The following is a 21,862-nucleotide window of genomic DNA, read 5'->3' on the forward strand; positions in this document are numbered from 1 at the left end:
ATTTTACTTTATTTATTAAGAAGCTTTATTTTCTTGTAATTGCTTAGCGTATTGTACAGCCTTATATGCATTGACTCTACCGTTTTTCCAGTACGTACCTGTACCACTAATTTTATCAGTAGTAGACTCAATAATTTGGCGGATTTGTGTATTGCTATATCCTTGATTTGCTAAAAGAGCTGCGACTCCTGCAACATGAGGTGTTGCCATAGATGTACCACTTAATGATTGATACGTACTTCCTTTATATGTTGAATATATATTTGAACCTGGTGCTGCAACATCTACCCAGCTACCATAAGTAGAGAATGAAGATTTTCTATCTGATTGATCTGTAGAAGCAACTGCAATTACTTCGCTGTAATAAGCAGGGTAATTAGCTTTTGTATTTCCAGCATTTCCAGCAGCTGCAACTATAACAGAGCCTTTATTCCATGCATATTGAACGGCTTGTTGTAATGCAGTACCACCATTTGGAGCTCCTAAACTTAAACTAATTACTTTTGCACCCGAATCAGCAGCTTCTCGAATACCTTGCGCTACAGCATCAAGAGTACCACTTCCTTGATTATCTAATACGCGGACAGCATAAATTGAAGTTTGTGGGGCAACACCAGCAATTCCGACGCTGTTATTCGTAAGTGCTCCAGTAATTCCAGCGCAATGTGTACCATGACCATTACCATCATCAGATGTATTGTCGTTATCAACATAGTCATGCCCGTAAATTACTTTCGAAGCCAAATCAGGGTGTGAGCCTTGAACTCCTGTATCAATAATAGCTACTTTTACACCAGGATCACTTCGTTGGCTATCCCAAGCTTGTGGAGCTTGAATCTTTTGTAATCCATATTGATGATTAAAATATGGGTCGTTTGGAGTCCAAAAGGCGTGAACGTAATAATTCGGTTCTGCATATTCCACATCTGGATTATTTTTATAACTCTTTATTTTTTCTTTTACAGTACCTTTTGAAAATTGTACGACTTCAAAACCTAACTTATCATCTTTAGATAAGACATTAGCTCCGACAGATTTATGAAAAGATTGCACATTACTTAAAGATGCATTTTGTTTGAACTTAACGATTAATTGGTTAGGAACGTAATCAGTAGATGATGTTTCAGCACTTGAAGTATTCGTGTTAAAGAAGAAACCACCAATAATAAATGATAAAACAGATAGGAAAACAATGATTTTGTTTTTCAAAAGATTTTTCCTCCCTTTTCTTGGATGAGTTTTTCAGCGACACTTTAATGTCGCATTCCTTTTCAACTATATAGTTAGACCATACGATTTATGACATTTATGTGAAAAACTTTTGGAGGAATAAAAAGGAGTAAATATTGATATAAATATATTTTTAATGATAGTAATTGAGTAAAAGAGGGGATGAAAAAAGGAATGCTCATCATGTATGAGTCATTCCTTTTTTCATAGATTAACTTGCCTGTTTTTTATTATTTTCTTTCAATTTCTCTGCTTGTAAAAAACGATTCGTTTCAGCAACAACAATACTACTTAATCCAATTAGACCAATCAAGTTTGGAATTGCCATAAGTCCATTTGCAATATCAGCAAATGTCCATACGATTCCTAGCTTTAAATTAGCACCAATTGCAATCATGACAATAAAGATTGCTTTATAATATTTAACTGCACTTTCTCCGAATAAATAAGCTACACATTTTTCTCCATAATACGACCAACCTAAAATAGTAGAGTAGGCAAATAAAATAATTGCGATACCGAGAATCATACTACCAGCAGTACCAAATACAGATTGGAATGCAAGTGTTGTAGCTTCAACGCCAGTTTTACCAGATTTCCAAGCGCCTGTAGTGATTAATACTAGTCCTGTAATTGTACATACAATAAACGTATCTAGAAAAGTACCAGTCATTGAAACTAAAGCTTGCTTTGCAGGCGAATCAGTTTTTGCAGCCGCAGCAGCAATTGGTGCACTCCCTAAACCAGCTTCGTTCGCAAATACACCACGCGCCATTCCGATTTGGATAGCTGATGCAACTGTTGCCCCGATAAAACCACCAGCAGCTGCTGTACCATTAAATGCACCAGAAAAAATAAGTGAAAATGCTTCTGGAATTTGGTCGTAGTGATAGAAAATAATGATAAGACCAGCAATTATATAAAAGAAAGCTTTAATAGGAACGACATATCCCGTCACTTTCCCGATTTTTTTTACACCGCCTAAAATAACAATTGCGATTAAAAATGACATTACTATACCAGTTAAAGCAGGAGGGAAAGAGAAATTAATTCGCATTGCCTCTGCAACTGAATTAGATTGCACCATATTACCAATACCGAAAGAAGCAGTTGTACCAAATATAGCGAATAATATAGCAAGCCATTTCTTACCTAAACCACGCTCTAAATAATACATTGGTCCACCTGAATATTCACCATTTTCATTACTAACACGGTATTTCACTGCAAGTATTGCCTCTGCATACTTTGTTGCCATACCGAATAAAGCGGTAATCCACATCCAAAATATTGCACCAGGACCACCAATTGTAACAGCTGTTGCAACACCGGCTATATTTCCCATACCAATCGTTGCGGCCATAGCTGTCATAAGTGCTTGGAAGTGACTAATATCTCCAGAAGAAGAGGCATCTTCTGATTTTTTAAATGCTAGTTTGTGAGCGTATAATAGTTTACTAAACTGTAAACCTTTTAAACGCACTGTGAGAATGATACCTGTTCCAACGAGTAGCAACAAAGTTGGTAATCCCCACACGTATTGATTTAGTTGTTCTAATACTTTACTTACTGTCTCCATCTTTATTCTCCTTTTTTAGAAAAAATAAAAACCACTTCAAGTAAATGAAATGGTCTCTGGAGAAACAAGGGATAGAAAAATAAACCGATACAATCGGCTTTTTCTTTCGCTTGTCTCTGTCCTTTTACCTGAGAGATTATCCGCTAAAGTAGCGGATTTGCTCCTTCGGTGCTCGTTTTCCTCCGCGCTCTATGAAAGCGAGAGGGAGTCTCTCCAGAGATTCGTCCCCATGCAGTTCTACTTGTAACCAAGACCTGAGAGTTTCAAAGTTGGTATAACAACTTTTTGCCCCGTCGGTAGATCAATAGACCTTCTCCTGAATGGTTCATCCGAATTATAAAATTTATAAACACATTGATTGTAAATCAATAAAAACATTATAGACATACAAATTGTGAATTGCAATCATTTTTTATTTTAAAATAGTAAATAGTTTTATTTTTTTGTAAGTCCTAATTTATCTTCAACTTCATTTAAAGTAGATAAAGCGATGACAATATGTTGATCCGCAAGTCCTAAAGCTTGTTTTGTTTTTTCAATAGTTTCATTGGTTGGAGTAGAGTTATTTGCTCCGTCTATAATTAAATTTGCTGCATTTTTCATGAAATTTGATGCGGATTTAAACTGAGTTGTGAATTGAAGTAGTTGTTTTTGTATATCTATATCTGTTATGTTTTCTTCAATTTTAAGCGTGTCTATTTCGTTCATAATTGTTTCGTACTGTTTGGAAACAGCACTCATTGTAACTAATAGTTTATTTCGATCTACTGAATCTCCATTCGTGTTAATCTCTTCCCAGGCAGGTAACCAATCTTTTTCGATGATGTCATTATAATGAGTAGTCAATTCATTAATTTTAGGTTGTAATTTCGTTTTGAAAGTTTTTGTCTCCGCTGTTTCTACAGTTGCTTTTTCGCTGTTATTATTAACATTAGTAACGTAGAAAATTGTACCAAAAATGATGAAAATAGAAATAACAACTGTCCATTTAGTAAAAAGTAATTTCTGCAATATGTAACGCCTCCAAAATTTAAAAACTTATAATTATAATATATAACAATAATGTTGTTTAAAGTAGAGAAAATAGGTTAGAAATAATTTAAATTATGTCTTTTCTATACGTGAATAATTAAATTTAGTAAAATGACGAAAGTTATATGCGAGAAAAGAGGGTTTTTAGTGAAAATGAATAGAAGAAAACTGGTTTTAAGTATTTCAATGGCTATGTTATTAGTTGGTTTATTTGCACTCATATATGTAGACAAAGAATCTAAAATTAAAGATTTTCCAGTGCCAATGTCAGCAATCCATATTAACGATGATAATGAAGAGGACTATCAATATACAAGTGTAATGCCTATTACAAAGGCAAATGGATGGGAGAACTTAGGGGAAAACGGGCATACTGTTAGTTTTAAAAAAGAGGAGCGGAAGGTAACTGTATTACATTATCCAGGAGAAATTACGTATTATTTATTTGAAAAATAATTGATGATAAGAGAGATAGGGAGTAGATGATAATGTAGGATTGTTTACTTTCTATCTTTTTTGGATTTTAATTCTGAATTGTTTGAATTTAAAATAGTATGCGTATAGAATAAAATAGTATATTTTATTGAATGATATAAATAGTAATACATAATTATATTATGTAAACTATAACTGGGATAAGAAAACAAAGTAAGAGATTTTAATTTTTATATTTTAGATGTATTTTTACACGGTAAGTATTCTCGTAATCAACTTACAACATTTACGGAGGGCATCAAATTTTGATTAAGTAATGGAGTTGATAACAAAAAATTAATGTTTGTGTATATGGAAAAATAGAAAGTATGGCGAGTGGGAAATGGATTGGATCATAAGGGGGAATTAAAAATGCTACTAAAAACAATCTACTGTAAGGTGGAAGAAGAGAAAAAGGAATTGTTTTCAAATGCGCAAGGAAAATGGCGTGATATACGGCACCTAGATGGGTTTCATGGACAATTTGGTGGATGGTATGAAGATGAGGCATGTGTATTTACTTTATGGGAAGATAGAAGTACATATCAATCATTTATGAATGGTGCTCACGATACAATTTATTTAAATAGTAATCAAGAGGATACGTTTCTTTCATGTGAAATTGAATTATTTCAAACGTTGTATGATATAACTGATACGCATTTGAAAGACGTTGTTACAGAAGGATCATTCGTAAGAATTGCTATATGTGATGTAAAGGTGGAAAAGGAAAATCATTTTTTACAGAAGCAAGAAACAATTTGGAATAAAGGAATGGAAAAAGCAAAAGGAATGTTAGGTGGAGTAGTTGGGAAGTCTTTAAAAAATGAAAATCGTTACATAGTGTTAACGTATTGGAAAGATGAAAAGACGCATCAACATTATGTGGAAGAGATTTTCCCAGGTTTATATAAATTAGCTAATATTCATGAAGAGATAGAAGAGATAAAAGGAAAACAAGCTGTATGTAAGGAAGAATGGCTTGTATATTAAACGCTGAAAAAGTGCATAAATGAATGTATAATAAAGATATTTTCTTATAAACAAGTAATTAATAGAAGACGTTATATACCCTTTCATGTTAATATATTTAAGTTATAATAGGAGGCTTACCCTTTTGTATTGTACGGTAGAAGCAGTGTGAGCTTGAAATTTTTTTTAGAAAAGGATGTGCCTAATTTGCGTATCAATAAATTTATTAGTGAAGCTGGAAAAGCGTCTCGACGTGGAGCGGATAAACTAATTAATGAGAGAAGAGTAATTATTAACGGTAAGGTTGCAAAAATTGGTGACCAAGTGAACCCAGGTGATGATGTACGAGTAAATGGAGAGCAGCTTCGAATTGCTCGAGATCACGTATATATCGCTTTAAATAAACCAGTAGGTATTACATGTACGAGTGAAAAATCAGTAAAAGGTAATATTATCGATTTAGTGAACCATCCTTTACGAATTAGTCACATTGGACGTCTTGATAAAGACTCAGACGGTTTAATTTTGTTAACGAATGATGGTGATATTGTTAATGAAATTTTACGTGCTGAAAACAAACATGAGAAAGAATATATCGTTTCAGTAGATAAGCCAATTACACCTGATTTCTTAGAGAAAATGGCAGCGGGTGTTAAAATTTTAGGAACAAAAACGCTTCCTTGTGAGGTTACACAGTTATCAAAATATGAGTTCCAAATTATTTTAACACAAGGGCTAAATCGTCAAATTCGCCGTATGTGTGAAGCTTTAGGTTATCAAGTATACACGTTAAAACGTACGAGAATTATGAATATCGAATTGAATAATTTACCAGTTGGGCAGTGGAGAGATTTAACGAAGAAAGAGAAAAGACGTCTATTTGCAGACTTAAATTACGAACCACAAGATTGGTAAAATTGTGAAGTGAAACCAAAAAAAATTGGTTTCACTTTTTTAAATTAAATAAATAATTTTTTTAAACACTTGCAAAAATAAAATGAATAAGATATATTAAATAACAATAAATGGATGTTTTACAAAAAGCAAAGAAAAGGACACGAGTTATTTTCCCCGGTTATACAGAGAAGGAAGGAAAGCTGAGAACTTCCTAACGCAGAAAAATAACTTACCACCTTAGAGCTGCACTAGGGAAATGAAGTATCTAGTGCCGTGTATGCGACGTTATCGCAAAAGAAGCCATTATGTTTTTTGTGATGGGAATCTGGGTGGAACCACGGATATAAGCATATTCGTCCCTATATTTAGGGATGAATATGCTTTTTTGCATTCAATTTCATAATAAGCGAAGAAAAGGACACGAGTTATTTTCCCCGGTTATACAGAGAAGGAAGGAAAGCTGAGAACTTCCTAACGCAGAAAAATAACTTACCACCTTAGAGCTGCACTAGGGAAATGAAGTATCTAGTGCCGTGTAAACGACGTTACCGTAAACGAAGCCATTGTATATTTACAATGGGAATCTGGGTGGAACCACGGGTAAAAGCACGCTCGTCCCTATTTTAGGGATGAGTGTGCTTTTTATTATGAAATGGAGAGATGAAAAATGAAAGAACAAATGATTGAAATTAAATTTCCAGATGGTAGCGTTAAAGAATTTGTAAATGGAGTTACTTTAGAAGAAATTGCTGGATCCATTAGCAGTAGTTTGAAAAAGAAAGCAGTCGCGGGGAAAGTAAATGATGGATTATATGATTTACGCCGAAATATTGAAGAAAATGCGGAAGTGGAAATCATTACTATAGATTCAAATGAAGGGGTAGAAATTGCAAGACACTCCGCGGCACATATTTTAGCGCAAGCTGTAAAAAGATTGTATGGTGATATAAATCTTGGAGTAGGACCTGTTATTGAAAATGGATTTTATTATGATATGGATCTTCCAAGTAGTGTAAACATAGAAGATTTACGGAGAATCGAAAAAGAAATGAAAAAGATCATAAATGAAAATATAAAGATAGAACGAGTTGAGGTTTCTCGAGAAGAAGCAGCTAAACTGTTTCAAGAAATGAACGACCGCTTGAAATTAGAACTTTTAGAAGCAATTCCTAGTGGGGAAAGTGTAACACTATATAAACAAGGTGAATTTGTAGATTTATGTAGAGGACCACATTTACCATCTACAGGTTATTTGAAAGCATTTCAATTAACTCACGTTTCCGGTGCATATTGGCGAGGTGATAGTAATAACCAAGTGCTTCAGCGCATATATGGTGTTGCATTCTCTTCTCAAAAAGAATTAGAAGAGTATTTACATTTCGTTGAAGAAGCAGCAAAAAGAAATCATCGTAAGTTAGGCAGTGAGCTTGAGTTATTTATGTTTTCTGAAGAGGCTCCGGGAATGCCGTTTTATTTACCGAAAGGACAAATGATTCGTAACGAATTGGAAGCATTTTTAAGAGAAATTCAAAAAGAGTACAATTATCAAGAAGTACGCACTCCGTTCATGATGAACCAAGAAGTATGGGAGAGATCAGGGCACTGGGGACATTATAAAGATAATATGTATTTCTCTGAAGTAGATAATAAAAGTTTTGCATTAAAACCGATGAACTGTCCAGGACACATGCTTATGTTTAAAAATAAATTGCATTCTTATCGTGAATTACCGATTCGTATGTGTGAATTTGGTCAAGTACATCGTCATGAATTTAGTGGTGCGTTAAACGGATTATTAAGAGTACGTACTTTCTGCCAAGATGATGCACATTTATTTGTAACTCCAAAACAAATTGAAGATGAAATCAAATCCGTAATGGCGCAAATTGATTACGTATATAAAACTTTTGGATTCGAGTATGAAGTAGAGCTTTCTACTCGTCCAGAAGATTCAATGGGTGATGATAAATTATGGGAGCAAGCAGAAGCGGCATTAGAAAATGTATTACAATCGCTAAATTATAAATATAGACTAAATGAAGGTGATGGCGCATTTTACGGGCCGAAAATTGATTTTCATATTAAAGATGCTTTAAATAGAAGTCACCAGTGCGGAACAATCCAGCTTGATTTCCAAATGCCAGAGAAATTTGATTTAAATTATATAGATGAAAATAATGAAAAGAAAAGACCAGTTGTTATTCACAGGGCAGTTTTAGGGTCATTAGATCGCTTCTTAGCAATATTAATTGAGCACTTTGGAGGTGCGTTCCCGGCATGGGTGGCACCAGTTCAAGTGAAAGTAATTCCAGTTTCAAATGCAGTACATGAACAATATGCCAATGAGATTGCACATAAATTAGCACAAGCTGGAGTTCGTGTTGAACAAGATGCACGAGATGAAAAATTAGGATATAAAATAAGAGAAGCACAAATGCAAAAAGTACCGTATGTTCTTGTTATTGGGGATAAGGAAATGGAAAACGGAGCTGTAAATGTACGTAAATATGGGGAAGAGAAGTCAGAAGTTATTGCGCTAGATGTATTTGTGGCAAGTATTGAAGAAGAAATAAAGAATAGAAAATATTGATTGTAAAGAAAACACACTATTAGAAATTAGTGTGTTTTCTTTTTTATCTTACAAAAATGTAAGGTAAATGTAAGCGAAATCGAGGGAACGAGTTGTAGAAAAATGAGAATATGAAGTAGGAAAAAGGTTCATGTTACAGGTGTAACTCTTCTTAAATGAATAATTAAAAAATTCTTAAGGATTCACATGACAAAATAATAAGAAATATGTGAGAAATTAATTTTATACAAAAGGGATGGAGTGAAAGAGATGTCAACAAATGTAGTTACTGTAGAAAGTGTAGAAAAAACGTATGGGAAAAGAAATGAGAATCAGTCAAAAGCATTAAGGGGTGTATCGTTAAGTATTAAAGAAGGAGAATTTGTCGGGATCATGGGACCTTCTGGGTCTGGAAAAACGACTTTACTTAATGTGATAAGTACACTTGACCAAGCGACAGGTGGTAGTGTGACGATAGCTGGTACAAATATTACTTCTATGAAGGGCAATGCGTTATCTGATTTTCGCTCTCAAAAATTAGGTTTCATTTTTCAAGATTTTAATCTTCTAGAAAACTTATCAATTTATGAAAATATAGCTTTACCACTTTCTTTGCAAGGCGTACCGTCAAGTGAGATTACTGGAAAGGTAAATGACGTTGCGAAGAAATTAGGCATCACCGAAATTTTAACAAAATATCCGACGGCTGTTTCTGGAGGACAAAAGCAAAGAACAGCGGCGGCCAGAGCTTTAGTACATAATCCAGCAATTGTATTAGCAGATGAACCGACAGGTGCGCTTGATAGTAAAAACGCAAAAAGTTTATTAGAAGCGATGCAAGATTTACATGAAAATCACAATGTAAGTATTTTGATGGTTACACACGATGCATTTAGTGCAAGTTATTGTGAGCGTATTTTATTTATTCAAGATGGTCTTCTTTATAAAGAATTAAATCGTCAAGGCACTAGAGAGAATTTCTATCAAGACATTTTAGGTGTGCTCGCTCATATGGGCTCAGCTGCTGAGTCTAAGTAGGGGGCGAAACTATGTTATTTAAATTATCACGTCATAGTATGAAAAAGATGTTAAAAGATTATATGGTTTTACTTATTGGTCTCGTTATTAGCATTAGTATTTTTTACATGTTCCAAACGATGGCGATGAATAGTGAATTTACGAAGGATAATAGTCTTATTAGTAGTATTAGACTCGTATTCTGGGTAGGTGCAATACTATTATCTTTCATTACTGTATTTTATATTATATATGCCAACTCTTTCTTACTCACATTAAGAAGAAAAGAACTCGGTATGTACATGATGCTTGGTGCAAAAAAGAAAAAAGTAGCACAGTTATTATTTATTGAAACATTCGGTATGGGGATTGTCAGTATTATTATCGGTATTTTAGTAGGGATGTTACTTGCAAGTGTAGCAGGAAACTTTTTAATGAATGGAATGGAAATTTCAGCAAAAGGTAGTTATGCATCTGTATACACACCAGCAATTTTAGTTACAGCTATTTTCTTCTTAATACTATTTTTCATTACTGGCTTAATGAACAGTGTCCGATTGTTACGTAAAACTGAACTAGAGTTAATTCGTGAAGATGAAACACTAGATGAAGTGAAGAAAAGTAAAACTCGCATTATTATAATGACAGTACTTGGTGTATTACTAGTAAGTATAGGGTACTATTTTATGATCAATGTAAAAATATATGCTGAATTAGGTTTTATTATAGCAACCATCGTTACAACACTTGGAACATATTTTATCTTTAGTTCATTACTCCCATTTTTTGTGATGAAAATTAAGGGGAATAAAAAACGAAATGAAACTGGTCTAAATAGTTTTACATATGCACAGCTACGCTTTCGAGTAAATAGTTTATCGAGAGTATTAGGTACTGTAGCGATGTTAATTGCATTAGGGGCAGGTGCGATGACGGCAGGTATGGCTTTCCAAAAAAATGTAGGTATTATGACAGACTTTTCTCGTGTATATGATGTTGTAATTCATGATCCGAATGATCAAGACAAAGCTGCCTTGAAAGAAATGGAAATTGTTGAAGAAAGCAAGTACAAATATAAAGTAGATGGAGAAGCGGTTTATTATTTACGTAACGACTTAACTGCGAAACCACCACTTGTTTCAGACCATTTTGATACAAAAACGTTAAAAGAACCTGTTCGTAAACGTGTGACTGAACCTTTAACAGAACCTATATATTCAGCTTTAGAGGCTCCTGAATTAGTAAAATTCCCTCGTATGCCAAAGGATTGGGAAGACGCAGTTGTAAGAGAGATACAAATTACGCATAATCAATTTAACGGAAAACCAGTAAGAATTGCAGACGAAGAGCATTATAAAGGAATTCAAGGAACAGAACACACTGTAACATTAGCAAAAGTAGATGATATGAAAAAATATAAACTGTTATTGATCGAAATAGACAAGAGACAAAAAGCACAAATTGAAAAAGTAACAGGTGAAAAGGTAGACTTATTTACGAAAATGACAATTTATCAGTTTATGAACAGCTTCATGAGCGGAACAATGTTTATGGGATTTTTCCTCGGAATTGCCTTTTTAGCAATGATGGCGAGTTCCCTTATGTTCAAAATATTAACAGGTGCTTCTCGTGATGTACGCCGTTATGAAATGTTACGAAAAATCGGTGTAAGACGTAGCATGTTAACGAAAAGTATATATAAAGAAATTTCATATTTATTTATCTTCCCAGCGATCATTGGCATTTCTCACGTTTTAGTAGGGCTTAACTTATTCAGCTTTATATTAGTTGACCCGTTTGTAAAAGTGTGGGTGCCAATAGGAATTTTCTTAGTCATTTATTTCATTTATTACTGGATAACTGTTCAACTTTATAAAGGTATGGTAATGCCGAAAGAAGAGGTAGCTAAATAGTTTATGAAAAGAGTCCTTGTGTTGAGAATAAGGGCTCTTTTTTTTTGTTTTTTATTAAGAAGGAAAAGATTGGATAATGGTCGAAAAATATAATGTAACTTCCAATAAATGACTAAAACAATACTATTTTGTCGAGAGAAAGGATACGAAGTATGAAAGAAATGCTACAGTTATTTCGCAACAAAGTGTATGCACGTTTTTTTCTAGCAAATATTTTAGAGCGACTCGGTTCTATGATTGCTGGAATTTCTTTAATGTTTTATTTGCTAGATCAATACGGAAAACAACCAGTTTACGCAACGATGACACAAATTATGATTGCATTACCTGCATTAATCTTTTTTCTATTAGTAGGGACAGTAGTGAATCGTTTTGATAGACAACGTATATGTACAGTAAGTAACATATGTTGTTCGCTCTGTAATATTGGAATCCTAATTTCGCTTTATTACGGGATGATTATACTTGTCTTTATATTTTTATTTTTGGAAAATGCATGTATACAATTTTTCTCTCCATCAGAACAATCGATGATACAGGGAGTAGTTGAATCAGACCAATACGGTGCAGCAGCGGGTATTAATCAAATGGTAAATAGTTTGTATGCTTTGTTTGGTGTAGGAATTGCAACGATGGTGTACTGGACTTTTGGAATTTATGGGAGCATTTTAGTAAATACACTTACTTTTATTACGAGTGGTATTTTGATTCAAACGATCTCCATTCCAGAAAAAGTTCGTTTACCAAATGGTAGAACAAAATGGAAAGAAGTTAATTTGAAGATGTTAATAACAGAGTTTAAAGAAGGGATTAGGTATATATACCAAAATGAAACTTTAAAAAAATTACTTTTGGGATTTATCGTGTTTGGTTGATTATTTTTTGTTACGTGTTTATTCCAAGCTATTTTACTAAGTGGGAAAAAGCGAATTCAAGGTATGGTTGAAGATGTTTGTTTTTTCTGAATATTCTTTTTTGAAGGGGTAATAGTTATGTTGATGCGAACTGCTAAGTGGTGTGGGATTACTTGTTTACAATTATTCGCTGCAATTCTATGTATAATCTGTTTAGGTGCGCTCCCTCGATTATTTAAGGGATTACAAATTGATTTAATTGGTTTTTGGAACACGATTGTGTTTATTGGAGGAAAGTTACTCCAACCTTGGGAAATTACATATGGATTTCGAGATTCGAGGAAATTATTTCCGCAAATATGGATTCATTATTTAGAGACAATGTTTGTATTTATTTCGGCATTTTTACTGTCATTACTTATTGCGTATGTTCTCGTTGTGTGGGTATTACAACGGTCTCAATCAAAGCAACGAATGTGGAATGGGATTTTTGTTGTACTTGAAAGCATCCCAGATATTTTAATAATTTTATTATCGCAACTTCTAGTCGTAATAATCTTTCAAAAGACAGGCTTTATGCCAGTAAAACTAGCGGGGATTGGGGAGGAAAGGGCTCGCCTATTGCCAATAATATGTCTAACTTTGCCTACAACACTATTATTTATTAAGCTACTACTATTACGTTTCAGAGAAGAATTAGAGAAAGATTATAGTATATTTGCTAAAAGTAAAGGGCTTAGTTTACGACATATTTTAACAAATCATATTTCAAGAAATGTTTTGTTAACAACAATCTATTATGCAAAAACAAATATTTTATTTATGTTATCAAATTTATATATTATTGAATGGATATTTAATACGTACGGTATGTTTGTTTTTGTAAAAGAAAATTCGAAATTAGAAATATTTACAGTAAGTTTAATTATATTATACGTACCGCTTTTTATACTATTTCGTTTATTACATACGTTTTTACAAAATGTAATAAAGGAGCGTGTTTAGCATGTGGCAAGTTGTAAAAAGAGATGTGAGATTTTGGTTTGGTGTTACTTTTTTAAGCGTACTTATGATTGTTAGTATTGGAAATACTTTATTTTTCGATGGGAATATCCGTGAACTTACGATGATGTATAACGAAAAAGGAGAACTAGAGGCTGCTCCATTTTCACCGTCGAATAAATTTTGGTTCGGTAGTGATGAGAAAGGACGCGATCTTTTCCAGCTAATAATAGAAGGAGCGAAATGGACAGTTGGTGCGAGCGTAATTATAGCGATTCTACGAGTTATAGTTGGAGGAGGTATTGGTTTGCTTCTTGGTATGTATAGCAAACGTTCTTTTCCAGTTATAGCATCTTTTTTTGATCCGTTCAGCATTGTACCTATGGTTATGATTTCTTTTTTTGTGTTAAAGGAAGTTTTAGTGTTTGAAAATGGGACAGTACCAGAGCCGTTTCATTTAAGGGTAATATTTCAAATGGTTATCCTTACGTGTTTAGCGGTACCAACAATTATGTTATATACAGCGCAGGAAGTCCGTCGGATAAAAAGAGAAGAATTTATGATGGCAGCAACTGTGCTTGGGGGCAGTAAATGGCATAGAGTGAAAAATCACGTATGGCCACACGTATTACCATCATTTTTTTTACTTGTTGCTCAACAATTTGTGAGTACTTTATTACTTCTCTTGCATCTTGGCTTGTTAGAGTTATTTTTTGGTGGAACAATTATCTTTGGTACAGAGGCAGATAGTGTAACAAAAGAATGGACCGGCCTAATTGGTCAAAACTTCCGTCATTTAACTACTCATACATGGATTGTACTTATACCGATTGCTTTTTATAGTATGACAATTTTAGCTGGAAATCTAATTAGTAATAGCATGCAAGATGCGATTAAGTTAGGAAATGTGAGAAAGCTAGAGAGGGAAAGTAAAGAATTACAAGTAGAGAAACAAGTACAACCAACTATGAATGACTTTTCTTTTTATAGAGAGATACAAAAATAAAAAAGATAGCTGAAGACAAATTGTTTTCAGCTATCTTTTTTCGTTTAAAGTGGAGGTAAATCAATCTTACCTTCTTCAAATAATTCTTTTATCATATGCTTCGTATAACCAGCGGCTTGACCAAATGTGATTTTTGCTGGCATTGGTGCTTCGTTAGCATCTACAACTACATCAATAATACACGGTTTATTTTGTTTTACTGCATTTTCGAAAGCGGGAAGGAGTTCATCTAAATTCTCAACACGGTATCCAATACCTCCACACGCCTCTGCATATTTTGCAAAATCAGGGTTCGTTAAATCTGTTTCGAATTCGATATTACCCATAACTTCTTGCTCGAATTTAATCATCGCAATTTTATTATTGTTTAATACGACGACAACGATTGGCAATTTATATTTTACAGCTGTTACGAAGTCATTCATCGTCATTCCAAATCCGCCATCACCACAAACTGCAAATACTTGTTTATCCGGGAATGCAATTTTTCCAGCAAGAGCACCAGGTAAACCGCAACCAAGTGTTGCGAGCCAGCTAGAAATGACAAATTGCTGGTTTGTCATACGGAAGTGTCTTGCGGTCCATACTGTTACATTTCCGACATCGACTGATAGAATTGCGTCATCCTGTGCTACTTGCTGCAGAGCATGCATAACGCGTTGTGGTTTAATTGGAATGGAAGAGTCTTCTTCTTGATCGTGTAATTTTTCTTCCCACTTTTTCATCATTTCTTGGTGATGTTCTAAGAAGGAATGGTCTGTGTGTTCTTCAACATTTTCAATTAACCATCGTAATGTTTTATCAGCATCACCAGCTAAACCAATATCTGTCGCATAACGTTTCCCGATTTGGGCAGGATCTGTATCGATATGAATTGTTTTTGCTTTTTCAGGTAAGAAGCCGGTGAACGGATAAGAAGTACCGACCATAATTAAAGTATCTGCATGCTTCATTGCTTCATAAGAAGGTTTCGTTCCAATTAATCCTAATCCACCAATACAAAGAGGGTGTTCATCAGGAATAATTCCTTTAGCTGGTAATGTAAGTACGATTGGAGCACCAATATGTTCTGCCAATGCAAGTAAAGATTCTCTCGCATGTTTTGTTCCTTTTCCAGCTAAAATCACAGGCCTTTTCGCTTCATTTATTGCGAGTTTCGCTGCATCTAAATCGTTTTTTTGTGGAAACAACTCAGGCAAAGTAAAAGAAGTATTTGTAACACGGGCACCATTTTTTACTTCGAATTTAGGGACATCATCTGGAATTGTAAGAACGGATACACCTTTTTTCGTATAAGCCATTCGAATTGCTTGATTCACTACGGCAGGTAGTTGCTCTGCTGACATAATACGCTGGTTATAAACCGCAACATCATCAAACATTCTTTCTAAATTTACTTCTTGGAAAAAGTCCGTTCCAAGTAAATCGGTTTCTACTTGACCTGAAATTGCTAGAACAGGGGCTTTATCGAGTTTCGCATCATATAAACCATTTAATAAATGAATAGCACCAGGTCCTGCAATTGCCATACAAACGCCAAGTTTTCCTGTTAATTTCGCATAGGCAGCCGCTGCTAATGCACCAGCTTCTTCATGGCGAACTTGAATGAATTTAATTTTATCTTGTTTTTTTCTTAAAGCTTCAATGATAGAATTAATGGAATCTCCAGGCATGCCGTATATGTGTTCTATTCCCCAGTCAATTAATAAATCAACTAATGCTTCACCGGCTGTTTTCCCAAACATAATTGTTCCTCCTTATAATAGGTAGATAACATTATGTTTTGGAAAAATAGGAAAAATATACAAATAAGAAAATTTATCTGGTTATTTGTAATCCAAGAATCAGTGTGGGAGGAACAAAAGTTTCACTTTAGCAACTTTAATGATGACCAGCGAATAAAGTGAACACTGTTATTAGTAAAAAACCACTAGTTGCCCACATTAGAAATGTAAGGAAAGAGAGCTGTTTCTTAGCTTTCCAAAGCATTTCATGAATTGTGACATATCCAAGTGAACCAATAGCACTTCCCATAATGAGGCCTTGCAGGTGAAGAGCTTTTCCTTCCATCAAAATGCCAAAAACTGTGCCAGTACCGAGAATAAGAGAAAGTAATAAAGTTGTTAATAAAAAGGAAATATATTTATGTTTTGTAAAAAGAAATGGAATAATTAAAGCTAATCCTTCTGGAATATGGTGAACGACGATTGCTATTAAAAAGGGAATGGCAGAGTCATTATGATTTATAAAAGCTGTACCTAACGCAAATCCACTCGGTATATTATGAATAAATATAGCGAAAGAGAGAAAAAGAAAGGTTTGCCATGCTTGTTGATCTTTTTTATGTATCATTGGATGGTGACAATAGTTATCTAATAAGCCCATAACTAAAATACCGATAGCTATACCAAGTATAGGTCCAATCATTTCATAGCTTGAAAATGTTTCAGGAATAATTTCAAGTGACAATAACCCAAACAAAATACCGCCACATAATGCGTATAAACGATGCATCTTTTCTTCAATGAGTTGGCGTGTTGCTACTCCAACAGCACCGCCTAATAGCAATCCACCGAACGAAAAAAATGTTACAATCATTGGGATCCATAAACGTTCCATAGTATCACACTCCGATTCTATTCCCTTATTTTTAGCTTACGAAAAGAAAAGTTAGATTAGTCCAAGTAATTGTGTTTGAGTATAGAGAAAAAAGTAGTGATTCGTTATAATCTATATATTAAACTTAAGTGAGGAAATGAAAAGGGGAATTGGTTATGCAACAAATTAAAAAAATAGGAAACTCATTTTGGTATATGACACCTGTTTCTGAAACAGATAGACCTATATTAGGAATGGTTGTTGGAAAAGAAAAAACGTTAATGATCGATGCAGGGAATTCAGAAGAACATGCGCAATTATTTTTAGAAATGTTAAAAGAACAAAATGTATCAAATCCTGATTTTGTAGCACTAACGCATTGGCATTGGGATCATATTTTTGGATTATCTGTATTACGGAATGCATTAACTATTTCGCACGCTGAAACGAAAAAAGAAATGCAGACAATAGTATCTTATGAATGGACAGATGAAGCGTTGGATGCACGCGTAAAAGAGGGTACTGAAATTGAATTTTGTGCGGATTGCATCAAGAAAGAGTTTGAAAAAAAAGCGAGAAATATTAACATTATTCCTCCGGCCTTAACGTTCCAGGATCAAATGGAATTAGATCTTGGTGAGGTGACATGCGTGTTAAAACATGTGGGCGGAGATCATGCATATGATTCAGTTGTTATGTACATAAAAGAAGAAAAGATATTGTTTTTAGGGGACTGTATATATGCAGATATTTTTTCCTCGAAGTGGAACTATACGACGAAAAGAACGTTTGCATTAATAGATGAATTAGAAAAATTTGATGCTGAGACATATATTCTTTCTCATGGGGAAGCGATAAATCGAGAGGAGTTTTTACAAGAGATTCGCATGTTAAAAGCAGTAGGAACTTATACAGAAGCTCATAAGGGCGATGAAGAGAAGATAAAGGCAGCGTACAAACAAGAACTAGATAGAGAATTAAATGAAGATGAGTTAGAAACAATAACGTATTTTGTCAATGGTTATGAAATGAATAATCTGTAAGACACTACATTAATCAAATATAATTAAATTGCACAAAAAGAGTATTGAAATTTAATTCAATACTCTTTTAAATATTAAGTCCCAAGCAATTTCTAAATTTTTTGGCTGGCTCATCATCTGGATTTATACCACTTTCAAAACTGGTAGTGAAAGGTAACCACTGCCAATCTTCGCATCCTACAAAAGCTACTCTTGACCAATTCTCAATGAATTCAATGAAATTATTCGCAATCTTATACCCATGTCCTTCTCCATCGTCGTGGCTTAGGTAAATTATTGGAGCATCTATATCATCTTTCATATCAAATGCTAAATAATCTCCATTTCCCACTTCACAAAATGCTAATTTGTTGTGCCAAACTACATCATATTCATCATCTAAATTTGAAAAAAACTCGTCAACCAAGTCTTTACGTTCTTTTTCGAATTTAGAAAGACTTTCTAAACTCCAGTGGGGTGTTCCGCAAAAAATATCAGTAAATTCATTTGGTAGCTCTACATCGTCAGGTAAAAACCAGCGTAAGCTAAAATTTCCTGAGAACTCTAAAAGTACTTTTTTGAAGCTATTTGGTAGTTTAATATCCAGTTTTTCTTCTACTTGGATTATTTGTTCAAGGGAAGATGGTTCATCTATACAAACTTCTTGAACTTCACCACCTATGTATTTAATTCTAGAAGTTATAATTTCTATTCGTTCTTTTAGTAACTCATAATCCATCTTATCACCTCATGTTATATTAATTAAAGTATATCATTCTTAATAAATTTTTTTCGTGTTATTGAGGTTTCAAGTAGTAGCTTTTTTAGCTAATTTAGTAATATATTCAAAGAAAACATCGTGTTTTACATCGTAAACGACATTTACAGGTCGTCCATTAGTAGTTTCCTCTGTACGTCCTTGGCTTGGTCCGTATGTATGAACGATACTATTAATCGTTTCAGTTTTTGCAAGGTTAGTGTTTCCGACAAGCGCGGTAGTTAGTACATCCCATAAATAGTAGGTAGAGTTCGTTGAGAAGTGAACGAGAGGGGGAACCATTGCATAGCATTGACCAAGGAAATCCATACCAATATACTTTCGTTCTTTTGCCCACTGTTCACGTATGTTTATAGTTAACGGAACTTGGTTTGTACTTTCTAGTGTCACTAAGTCGATTTTAATTTGTGCATCCCATACACGAGCCACTGCTTCAGGGTCCCAAAACGAATTCCACTCAGCTGTTCCATCATGCTCTGGTTCATGTACATTGCCTGCTGTAAGAAATGTACCACCCATCCAAACGAGACGTTCAATTTTATCTTCGATGATGGGAGTTTCATATAATGCACGAGCAAGGTCAGTTAGGGGCCCGGTAAATAATAAAGTTGTTTTTCCTTCCGTTTGTAGAAGTGTTTCTATTAAATGGTGATGTGCAGGCTTTGCCACCACGGGTGTTACAACTTTTCCAGACTCATTTAAAATTGGTAAAGCATCTACATAAAATGCATGCATCCGCCAGTCTTTCGGAAACGGGTTTTGCCCGCGAGAGTTTGAAGCGGCTACGGCAATATTACCTTTGCCGAAACGATCGATAATTTTACGACTGGCAGACATTGCGGGTTCTAAATAGCAGTCTGCTGGGATAACAGATACACCGGCAAGTTCAACGTTTTCCATTTGAAGTAATAAAAATAATGAAATTAAATCATCTACGCCGCCATCATGATTGAAGTACACTTTTTTCTTCATTGTAATCTCCATCCTATATGATTTAGTTAGAAATTAAATATGAATTGAGGAGAAGTCATCAATAATTTCCACCACTTCAATTTCTCCATTAATCAGTAGCTCAGGAAGCTCATTTCTAATATTTCCTTTCCAATACTCTCTAGCTTGTTCGATTTTTTGAGAAAAAGGAATACCATCTTCTTTCGGTAAAAGATTCCCGTCACCTTCAAAAGAACTTCCGATTACTCGTAGTTTAACAATCTGCAAAACTTCTCGATTGTAAGAATCAAATAGCGCTCTCCATTTCAAAGCATCCTCATAGCTTTTAGCAGCGTATAAACAAGATAATCTGGAAGGGTATTCAGGGAATTCTTGTAGTCTAACCATTTCTACAATTGTTTCTCTAACTGCTCTAATTGTTTGATCCATATAACTCATAACTACTTTAGCATTTTCATTATTTATATGTAATTCGTCATTTTTATAGTGATTATTTAAAATTTGTATGCCATCTTCACCATTAGCATTTAATTGTTCTCTTTCAAAAAAGAAGTGATATAGAGTATTGTGTTGATTTTTGTTAAAAGGAATCATTTGTCCGATATGCATTTTTTTCCTTGTTACGATGTGATATGCGTAAAATTCAGCTTCAGTCATGGTTATCCTCCTAGTAATAATGTAATGCAATGTTAAATTTAGTAATTCAGCATTGAAATATATAAAACCTTTATAAGTAAAAGTGAGAATTTGAGTTGAAAGTAAAGAAAATACATGAAAACGTTTTAAATTTGTTCACAAAATGTTCACTTACGAAGGGGGGGGCAATGTCGATATAATGACAAAGACTCAAAGAGAGAGGATGATGAAATTTGCCAACAACAAGAAAGGAAAACCTCCAATTTGGCATGATGATGTGCCTTGGAATGGTTATCGTAATGACGTTTTACAATTTACTAATGAATGAAACAGGAGGATCAATTTATATTAAAGAGATTGCATTAGAACTATTAATTGGCTTTATTATTGCGCTATTAATTGAAATATTTATAGTTGGACCTTGTGCGAAAAAAATTGTATTCATGTTGCCATTTGATAAATCTAAGAAAATAAATATTATCGTTGCAATGGCGACAACTATGGTAATTGGAATGGTGTTCTTTATGTCATTTTTCGGTATGGCTATGATGCATTTACATGGTGGACTAAAAGGAGATTCATTTGTTTCAATTTATTTTTCGATTTTTATTAAAAATTTCATAATGGCATATCCATTACAATTAATTATTATGGGACCGCTTGTACGTTTCTTATTTGCAAAGTTTGTTATGAAAAAGAAATCTTTTAATGTAGCGTAATTTAAATTTATAAAACTTTATATATGAATAATTAACATAAACACATCTCGCATTTTTGAGGTGTGTTTTTTGTTCATTCCAAGTTATTTTCATAGTGATGTGACATTTGTCCTTTTGCGATTATAGGATGATGGTTTTTAATTAAGTCAGAAATAAAGGATGAGGAGATGATTTTTTGAAAGGTATTATATTTGCTGTTTTTGCGGGGATATTTATAACACTTCAAGGAACCTTTAATGCGAAACTTAGTTCACATATCGGTATATGGTCGACGAGTATTATAACCCATTTAATTGGATTCATTATTGCAACAACTGTATTTTTGTTAAAGAAAGAAGAGAAAGTAACAGATTTAAAGAGTGTGAAAAAAGTATATTTAGCAGCGGGTGCATTTGGTGGATTCATTATTTGTGCAGAAACGATGGCGATATATTCACTAGGAGTTACATTGACAGCTGGCACACTAATGGTTGCTCAATTGTTAACGGCAACAGTTATTGAAATGAAAGGACTGTTTCATATAAAAAAGATACAGATGGAGAGATATCATATTGTGGGAACAATAGTAATGATTATAGGTATTGTTGTATTTAATATGTAAATGAAAGGAGAA

The 21,862-nt window shown here is 33.9% G+C and carries 19 protein-coding genes, 1 pseudogene, 1 riboswitch and 2 other annotated features; of the genes and pseudogenes, 12 read left to right on the top strand and 8 right to left on the bottom strand.

What is annotated here, in order from left to right; genetic code table 11:
• Window positions 1-15 precede the first annotated feature (15 nt).
• The 3 genes from GBN91_RS19860 to GBN91_RS19870 all read right to left on the bottom strand — a co-directional run bounded on the left by GBN91_RS19860 (window position 16) and on the right by GBN91_RS19870 (window position 3,820).
• Entirely contained in the window at window positions 16-1,209 is a 1,194-nt protein-coding gene (locus GBN91_RS19860) for a S8 family peptidase (protein WP_152122066.1), read from the bottom strand.
• Window positions 1,210-1,441: 232 nt separating this feature from the next.
• Window positions 1,442-2,809: an alanine/glycine:cation symporter family protein gene (locus GBN91_RS19865; RefSeq protein ID WP_000451035.1), complete on the bottom strand. Its 1,368-nt coding sequence runs from the start codon at window positions 2,807-2,809 to the stop codon at window positions 1,442-1,444.
• Between the two features lie 106 nt (window positions 2,810-2,915).
• Window positions 2,916-3,036: riboswitch (glycine riboswitch) on the bottom strand.
• A 208-nt stretch (window positions 3,037-3,244) separates the two neighbouring features.
• On the bottom strand, window positions 3,245-3,820 hold the full coding sequence (locus GBN91_RS19870; RefSeq protein WP_001170892.1) for a hypothetical protein: 576 nt from the start codon (window positions 3,818-3,820) through the stop codon (window positions 3,245-3,247).
• Between the two features lie 132 nt (window positions 3,821-3,952).
• Here GBN91_RS19870 and GBN91_RS19875 point away from each other — a divergent pair, with 132 nt between their 5' ends.
• From GBN91_RS19875 to GBN91_RS19915, 9 genes and pseudogenes are all read left to right on the top strand, one after another.
• A complete protein-coding gene (locus tag GBN91_RS19875) occupies window positions 3,953-4,297 on the top strand; it encodes a hypothetical protein (RefSeq protein ID WP_050566488.1) in 345 nt (114 codons plus the stop codon).
• 390 nt (window positions 4,298-4,687) lie between these two features.
• Window positions 4,688-5,308, top strand: coding sequence for a DUF4937 domain-containing protein (locus GBN91_RS19880; RefSeq protein ID WP_000925169.1), 621 nt, complete (start codon window positions 4,688-4,690; stop codon window positions 5,306-5,308).
• A 186-nt stretch (window positions 5,309-5,494) separates the two neighbouring features.
• Window positions 5,495-6,202 (top strand): 23S rRNA pseudouridine(2604) synthase RluF, encoded by a 708-nt coding sequence (gene rluF, locus GBN91_RS19885; RefSeq protein WP_001222171.1) that lies wholly within the window; start codon window positions 5,495-5,497, stop codon window positions 6,200-6,202.
• Between the two features lie 122 nt (window positions 6,203-6,324).
• Window positions 6,325-6,548: a binding site (T-box leader), on the top strand.
• 36 nt (window positions 6,549-6,584) lie between these two features.
• Window positions 6,585-6,807, top strand: a binding site (T-box leader).
• Window positions 6,808-6,851: 44 nt separating this feature from the next.
• Window positions 6,852-8,774 (top strand): threonine--tRNA ligase, encoded by a 1,923-nt coding sequence (gene thrS / locus GBN91_RS19890; protein WP_000663097.1) that lies wholly within the window; start codon window positions 6,852-6,854, stop codon window positions 8,772-8,774.
• A 249-nt stretch (window positions 8,775-9,023) separates the two neighbouring features.
• Window positions 9,024-9,791 (top strand): ABC transporter ATP-binding protein, encoded by a 768-nt coding sequence (locus GBN91_RS19895; RefSeq protein ID WP_000106426.1) that lies wholly within the window; start codon window positions 9,024-9,026, stop codon window positions 9,789-9,791.
• Window positions 9,792-9,802: 11 nt separating this feature from the next.
• The gene (locus tag GBN91_RS19900; RefSeq protein WP_006918597.1) at window positions 9,803-11,683 is read left to right on the top strand and encodes an FtsX-like permease family protein; all 1,881 of its coding nucleotides are present in this window, start codon (window positions 9,803-9,805) and stop codon (window positions 11,681-11,683) included.
• Window positions 11,684-11,826: 143 nt separating this feature from the next.
• Window positions 11,827-12,555 (top strand): annotated as a pseudogene (locus tag GBN91_RS19905) (MFS transporter); the annotation flags it as partial.
• A gap of 120 nt (window positions 12,556-12,675) precedes the next feature.
• Window positions 12,676-13,542: an ABC transporter permease subunit gene (locus GBN91_RS19910; protein ID WP_000929104.1), complete on the top strand. Its 867-nt coding sequence runs from the start codon at window positions 12,676-12,678 to the stop codon at window positions 13,540-13,542.
• A 1-nt stretch (window position 13,543) separates the two neighbouring features.
• Window positions 13,544-14,545: an ABC transporter permease subunit gene (locus GBN91_RS19915; RefSeq protein ID WP_000267878.1), complete on the top strand. Its 1,002-nt coding sequence runs from the start codon at window positions 13,544-13,546 to the stop codon at window positions 14,543-14,545.
• Window positions 14,546-14,589: 44 nt separating this feature from the next.
• On the opposite strand, the gene GBN91_RS19920 is transcribed toward GBN91_RS19915, so the two are convergent.
• Both GBN91_RS19920 and GBN91_RS19925 read right to left on the bottom strand, forming a co-directional pair.
• On the bottom strand, window positions 14,590-16,290 hold the full coding sequence (locus tag GBN91_RS19920) for a pyruvate oxidase (RefSeq protein ID WP_152122068.1): 1,701 nt from the start codon (window positions 16,288-16,290) through the stop codon (window positions 14,590-14,592).
• Between the two features lie 136 nt (window positions 16,291-16,426).
• Window positions 16,427-17,164 carry a ZIP family metal transporter gene (locus GBN91_RS19925; RefSeq protein WP_000440615.1) on the bottom strand — a complete coding sequence of 246 codons (738 nt, stop codon included), beginning with the start codon at window positions 17,162-17,164 and terminating at the stop codon, window positions 16,427-16,429.
• Window positions 17,165-17,319: 155 nt separating this feature from the next.
• On the opposite strand from GBN91_RS19925, the gene GBN91_RS19930 reads away from it, so the two are divergent.
• Complete coding sequence (locus GBN91_RS19930; protein ID WP_006918609.1) at window positions 17,320-18,186, top strand: MBL fold metallo-hydrolase; 867 nt, start codon at window positions 17,320-17,322, stop codon at window positions 18,184-18,186.
• A 67-nt stretch (window positions 18,187-18,253) separates the two neighbouring features.
• Here GBN91_RS19930 and GBN91_RS19935 read toward each other — a convergent pair whose 3' ends face one another.
• The 3 genes from GBN91_RS19935 to GBN91_RS19945 form a co-directional block, all read right to left on the bottom strand.
• Entirely contained in the window at window positions 18,254-18,904 is a 651-nt protein-coding gene (locus tag GBN91_RS19935; protein ID WP_006918611.1) for an SMI1/KNR4 family protein, read from the bottom strand.
• 69 nt (window positions 18,905-18,973) lie between these two features.
• Complete coding sequence (locus GBN91_RS19940; protein ID WP_152122070.1) at window positions 18,974-19,927, bottom strand: nucleoside hydrolase; 954 nt, start codon at window positions 19,925-19,927, stop codon at window positions 18,974-18,976.
• Window positions 19,928-19,948: 21 nt separating this feature from the next.
• A complete protein-coding gene (locus GBN91_RS19945; RefSeq protein WP_152122072.1) occupies window positions 19,949-20,551 on the bottom strand; it encodes a DUF2441 domain-containing protein in 603 nt (200 codons plus the stop codon).
• 212 nt (window positions 20,552-20,763) lie between these two features.
• On the opposite strand from GBN91_RS19945, the gene GBN91_RS19950 reads away from it, so the two are divergent.
• Both GBN91_RS19950 and GBN91_RS19955 read left to right on the top strand, forming a co-directional pair.
• Window positions 20,764-21,249 carry a DUF2798 domain-containing protein gene (locus GBN91_RS19950; RefSeq protein WP_016122471.1) on the top strand — a complete coding sequence of 162 codons (486 nt, stop codon included), beginning with the start codon at window positions 20,764-20,766 and terminating at the stop codon, window positions 21,247-21,249.
• Window positions 21,250-21,424: 175 nt separating this feature from the next.
• Complete coding sequence (locus GBN91_RS19955) at window positions 21,425-21,850, top strand: DMT family transporter (protein ID WP_006918615.1); 426 nt, start codon at window positions 21,425-21,427, stop codon at window positions 21,848-21,850.
• Window positions 21,851-21,862 lie beyond the last annotated feature (12 nt).

The sequence above is a fragment of the Bacillus sp. B1-WWTP-T-0.5-Post-4 genome (assembly GCF_009183795.1).
GTDB classification, from domain to species: Bacteria; Bacillota; Bacilli; order Bacillales; family Bacillaceae_G; genus Bacillus_A; species Bacillus_A cereus.

Bases quoted from the DNA above. Each gene is read 5' to 3' on its own strand.
- GBN91_RS19940 (WP_152122070.1), bottom strand. From the start codon at position 19,927: ATGGAGATTACAATGAAGAAAAAAGTGTACTTCAATCATGATGGCGGC.
- GBN91_RS19875 (WP_050566488.1), top strand. From the start codon at position 3,953: ATGACGAAAGTTATATGCGAGAAAAGAGGGTTTTTAGTGAAAATGAAT.
- GBN91_RS19900 (WP_006918597.1), top strand. From the start codon at position 9,803: ATGTTATTTAAATTATCACGTCATAGTATGAAAAAGATGTTAAAAGAT.
- GBN91_RS19895 (WP_000106426.1), top strand. From the start codon at position 9,024: ATGTCAACAAATGTAGTTACTGTAGAAAGTGTAGAAAAAACGTATGGG.
- GBN91_RS19945 (WP_152122072.1), bottom strand. From the start codon at position 20,551: ATGACTGAAGCTGAATTTTACGCATATCACATCGTAACAAGGAAAAAA.
- GBN91_RS19925 (WP_000440615.1), bottom strand. From the start codon at position 17,164: ATGGAACGTTTATGGATCCCAATGATTGTAACATTTTTTTCGTTCGGT.
- GBN91_RS19910 (WP_000929104.1), top strand. From the start codon at position 12,676: ATGTTGATGCGAACTGCTAAGTGGTGTGGGATTACTTGTTTACAATTA.
- GBN91_RS19920 (WP_152122068.1), bottom strand. From the start codon at position 16,290: ATGTTTGGGAAAACAGCCGGTGAAGCATTAGTTGATTTATTAATTGAC.
- GBN91_RS19930 (WP_006918609.1), top strand. From the start codon at position 17,320: ATGCAACAAATTAAAAAAATAGGAAACTCATTTTGGTATATGACACCT.
- GBN91_RS19935 (WP_006918611.1), bottom strand. From the start codon at position 18,904: ATGGATTATGAGTTACTAAAAGAACGAATAGAAATTATAACTTCTAGA.
- GBN91_RS19880 (WP_000925169.1), top strand. From the start codon at position 4,688: ATGCTACTAAAAACAATCTACTGTAAGGTGGAAGAAGAGAAAAAGGAA.
- GBN91_RS19865 (WP_000451035.1), bottom strand. From the start codon at position 2,809: ATGGAGACAGTAAGTAAAGTATTAGAACAACTAAATCAATACGTGTGG.
- GBN91_RS19915 (WP_000267878.1), top strand. From the start codon at position 13,544: ATGTGGCAAGTTGTAAAAAGAGATGTGAGATTTTGGTTTGGTGTTACT.
- thrS (WP_000663097.1), top strand. From the start codon at position 6,852: ATGAAAGAACAAATGATTGAAATTAAATTTCCAGATGGTAGCGTTAAA.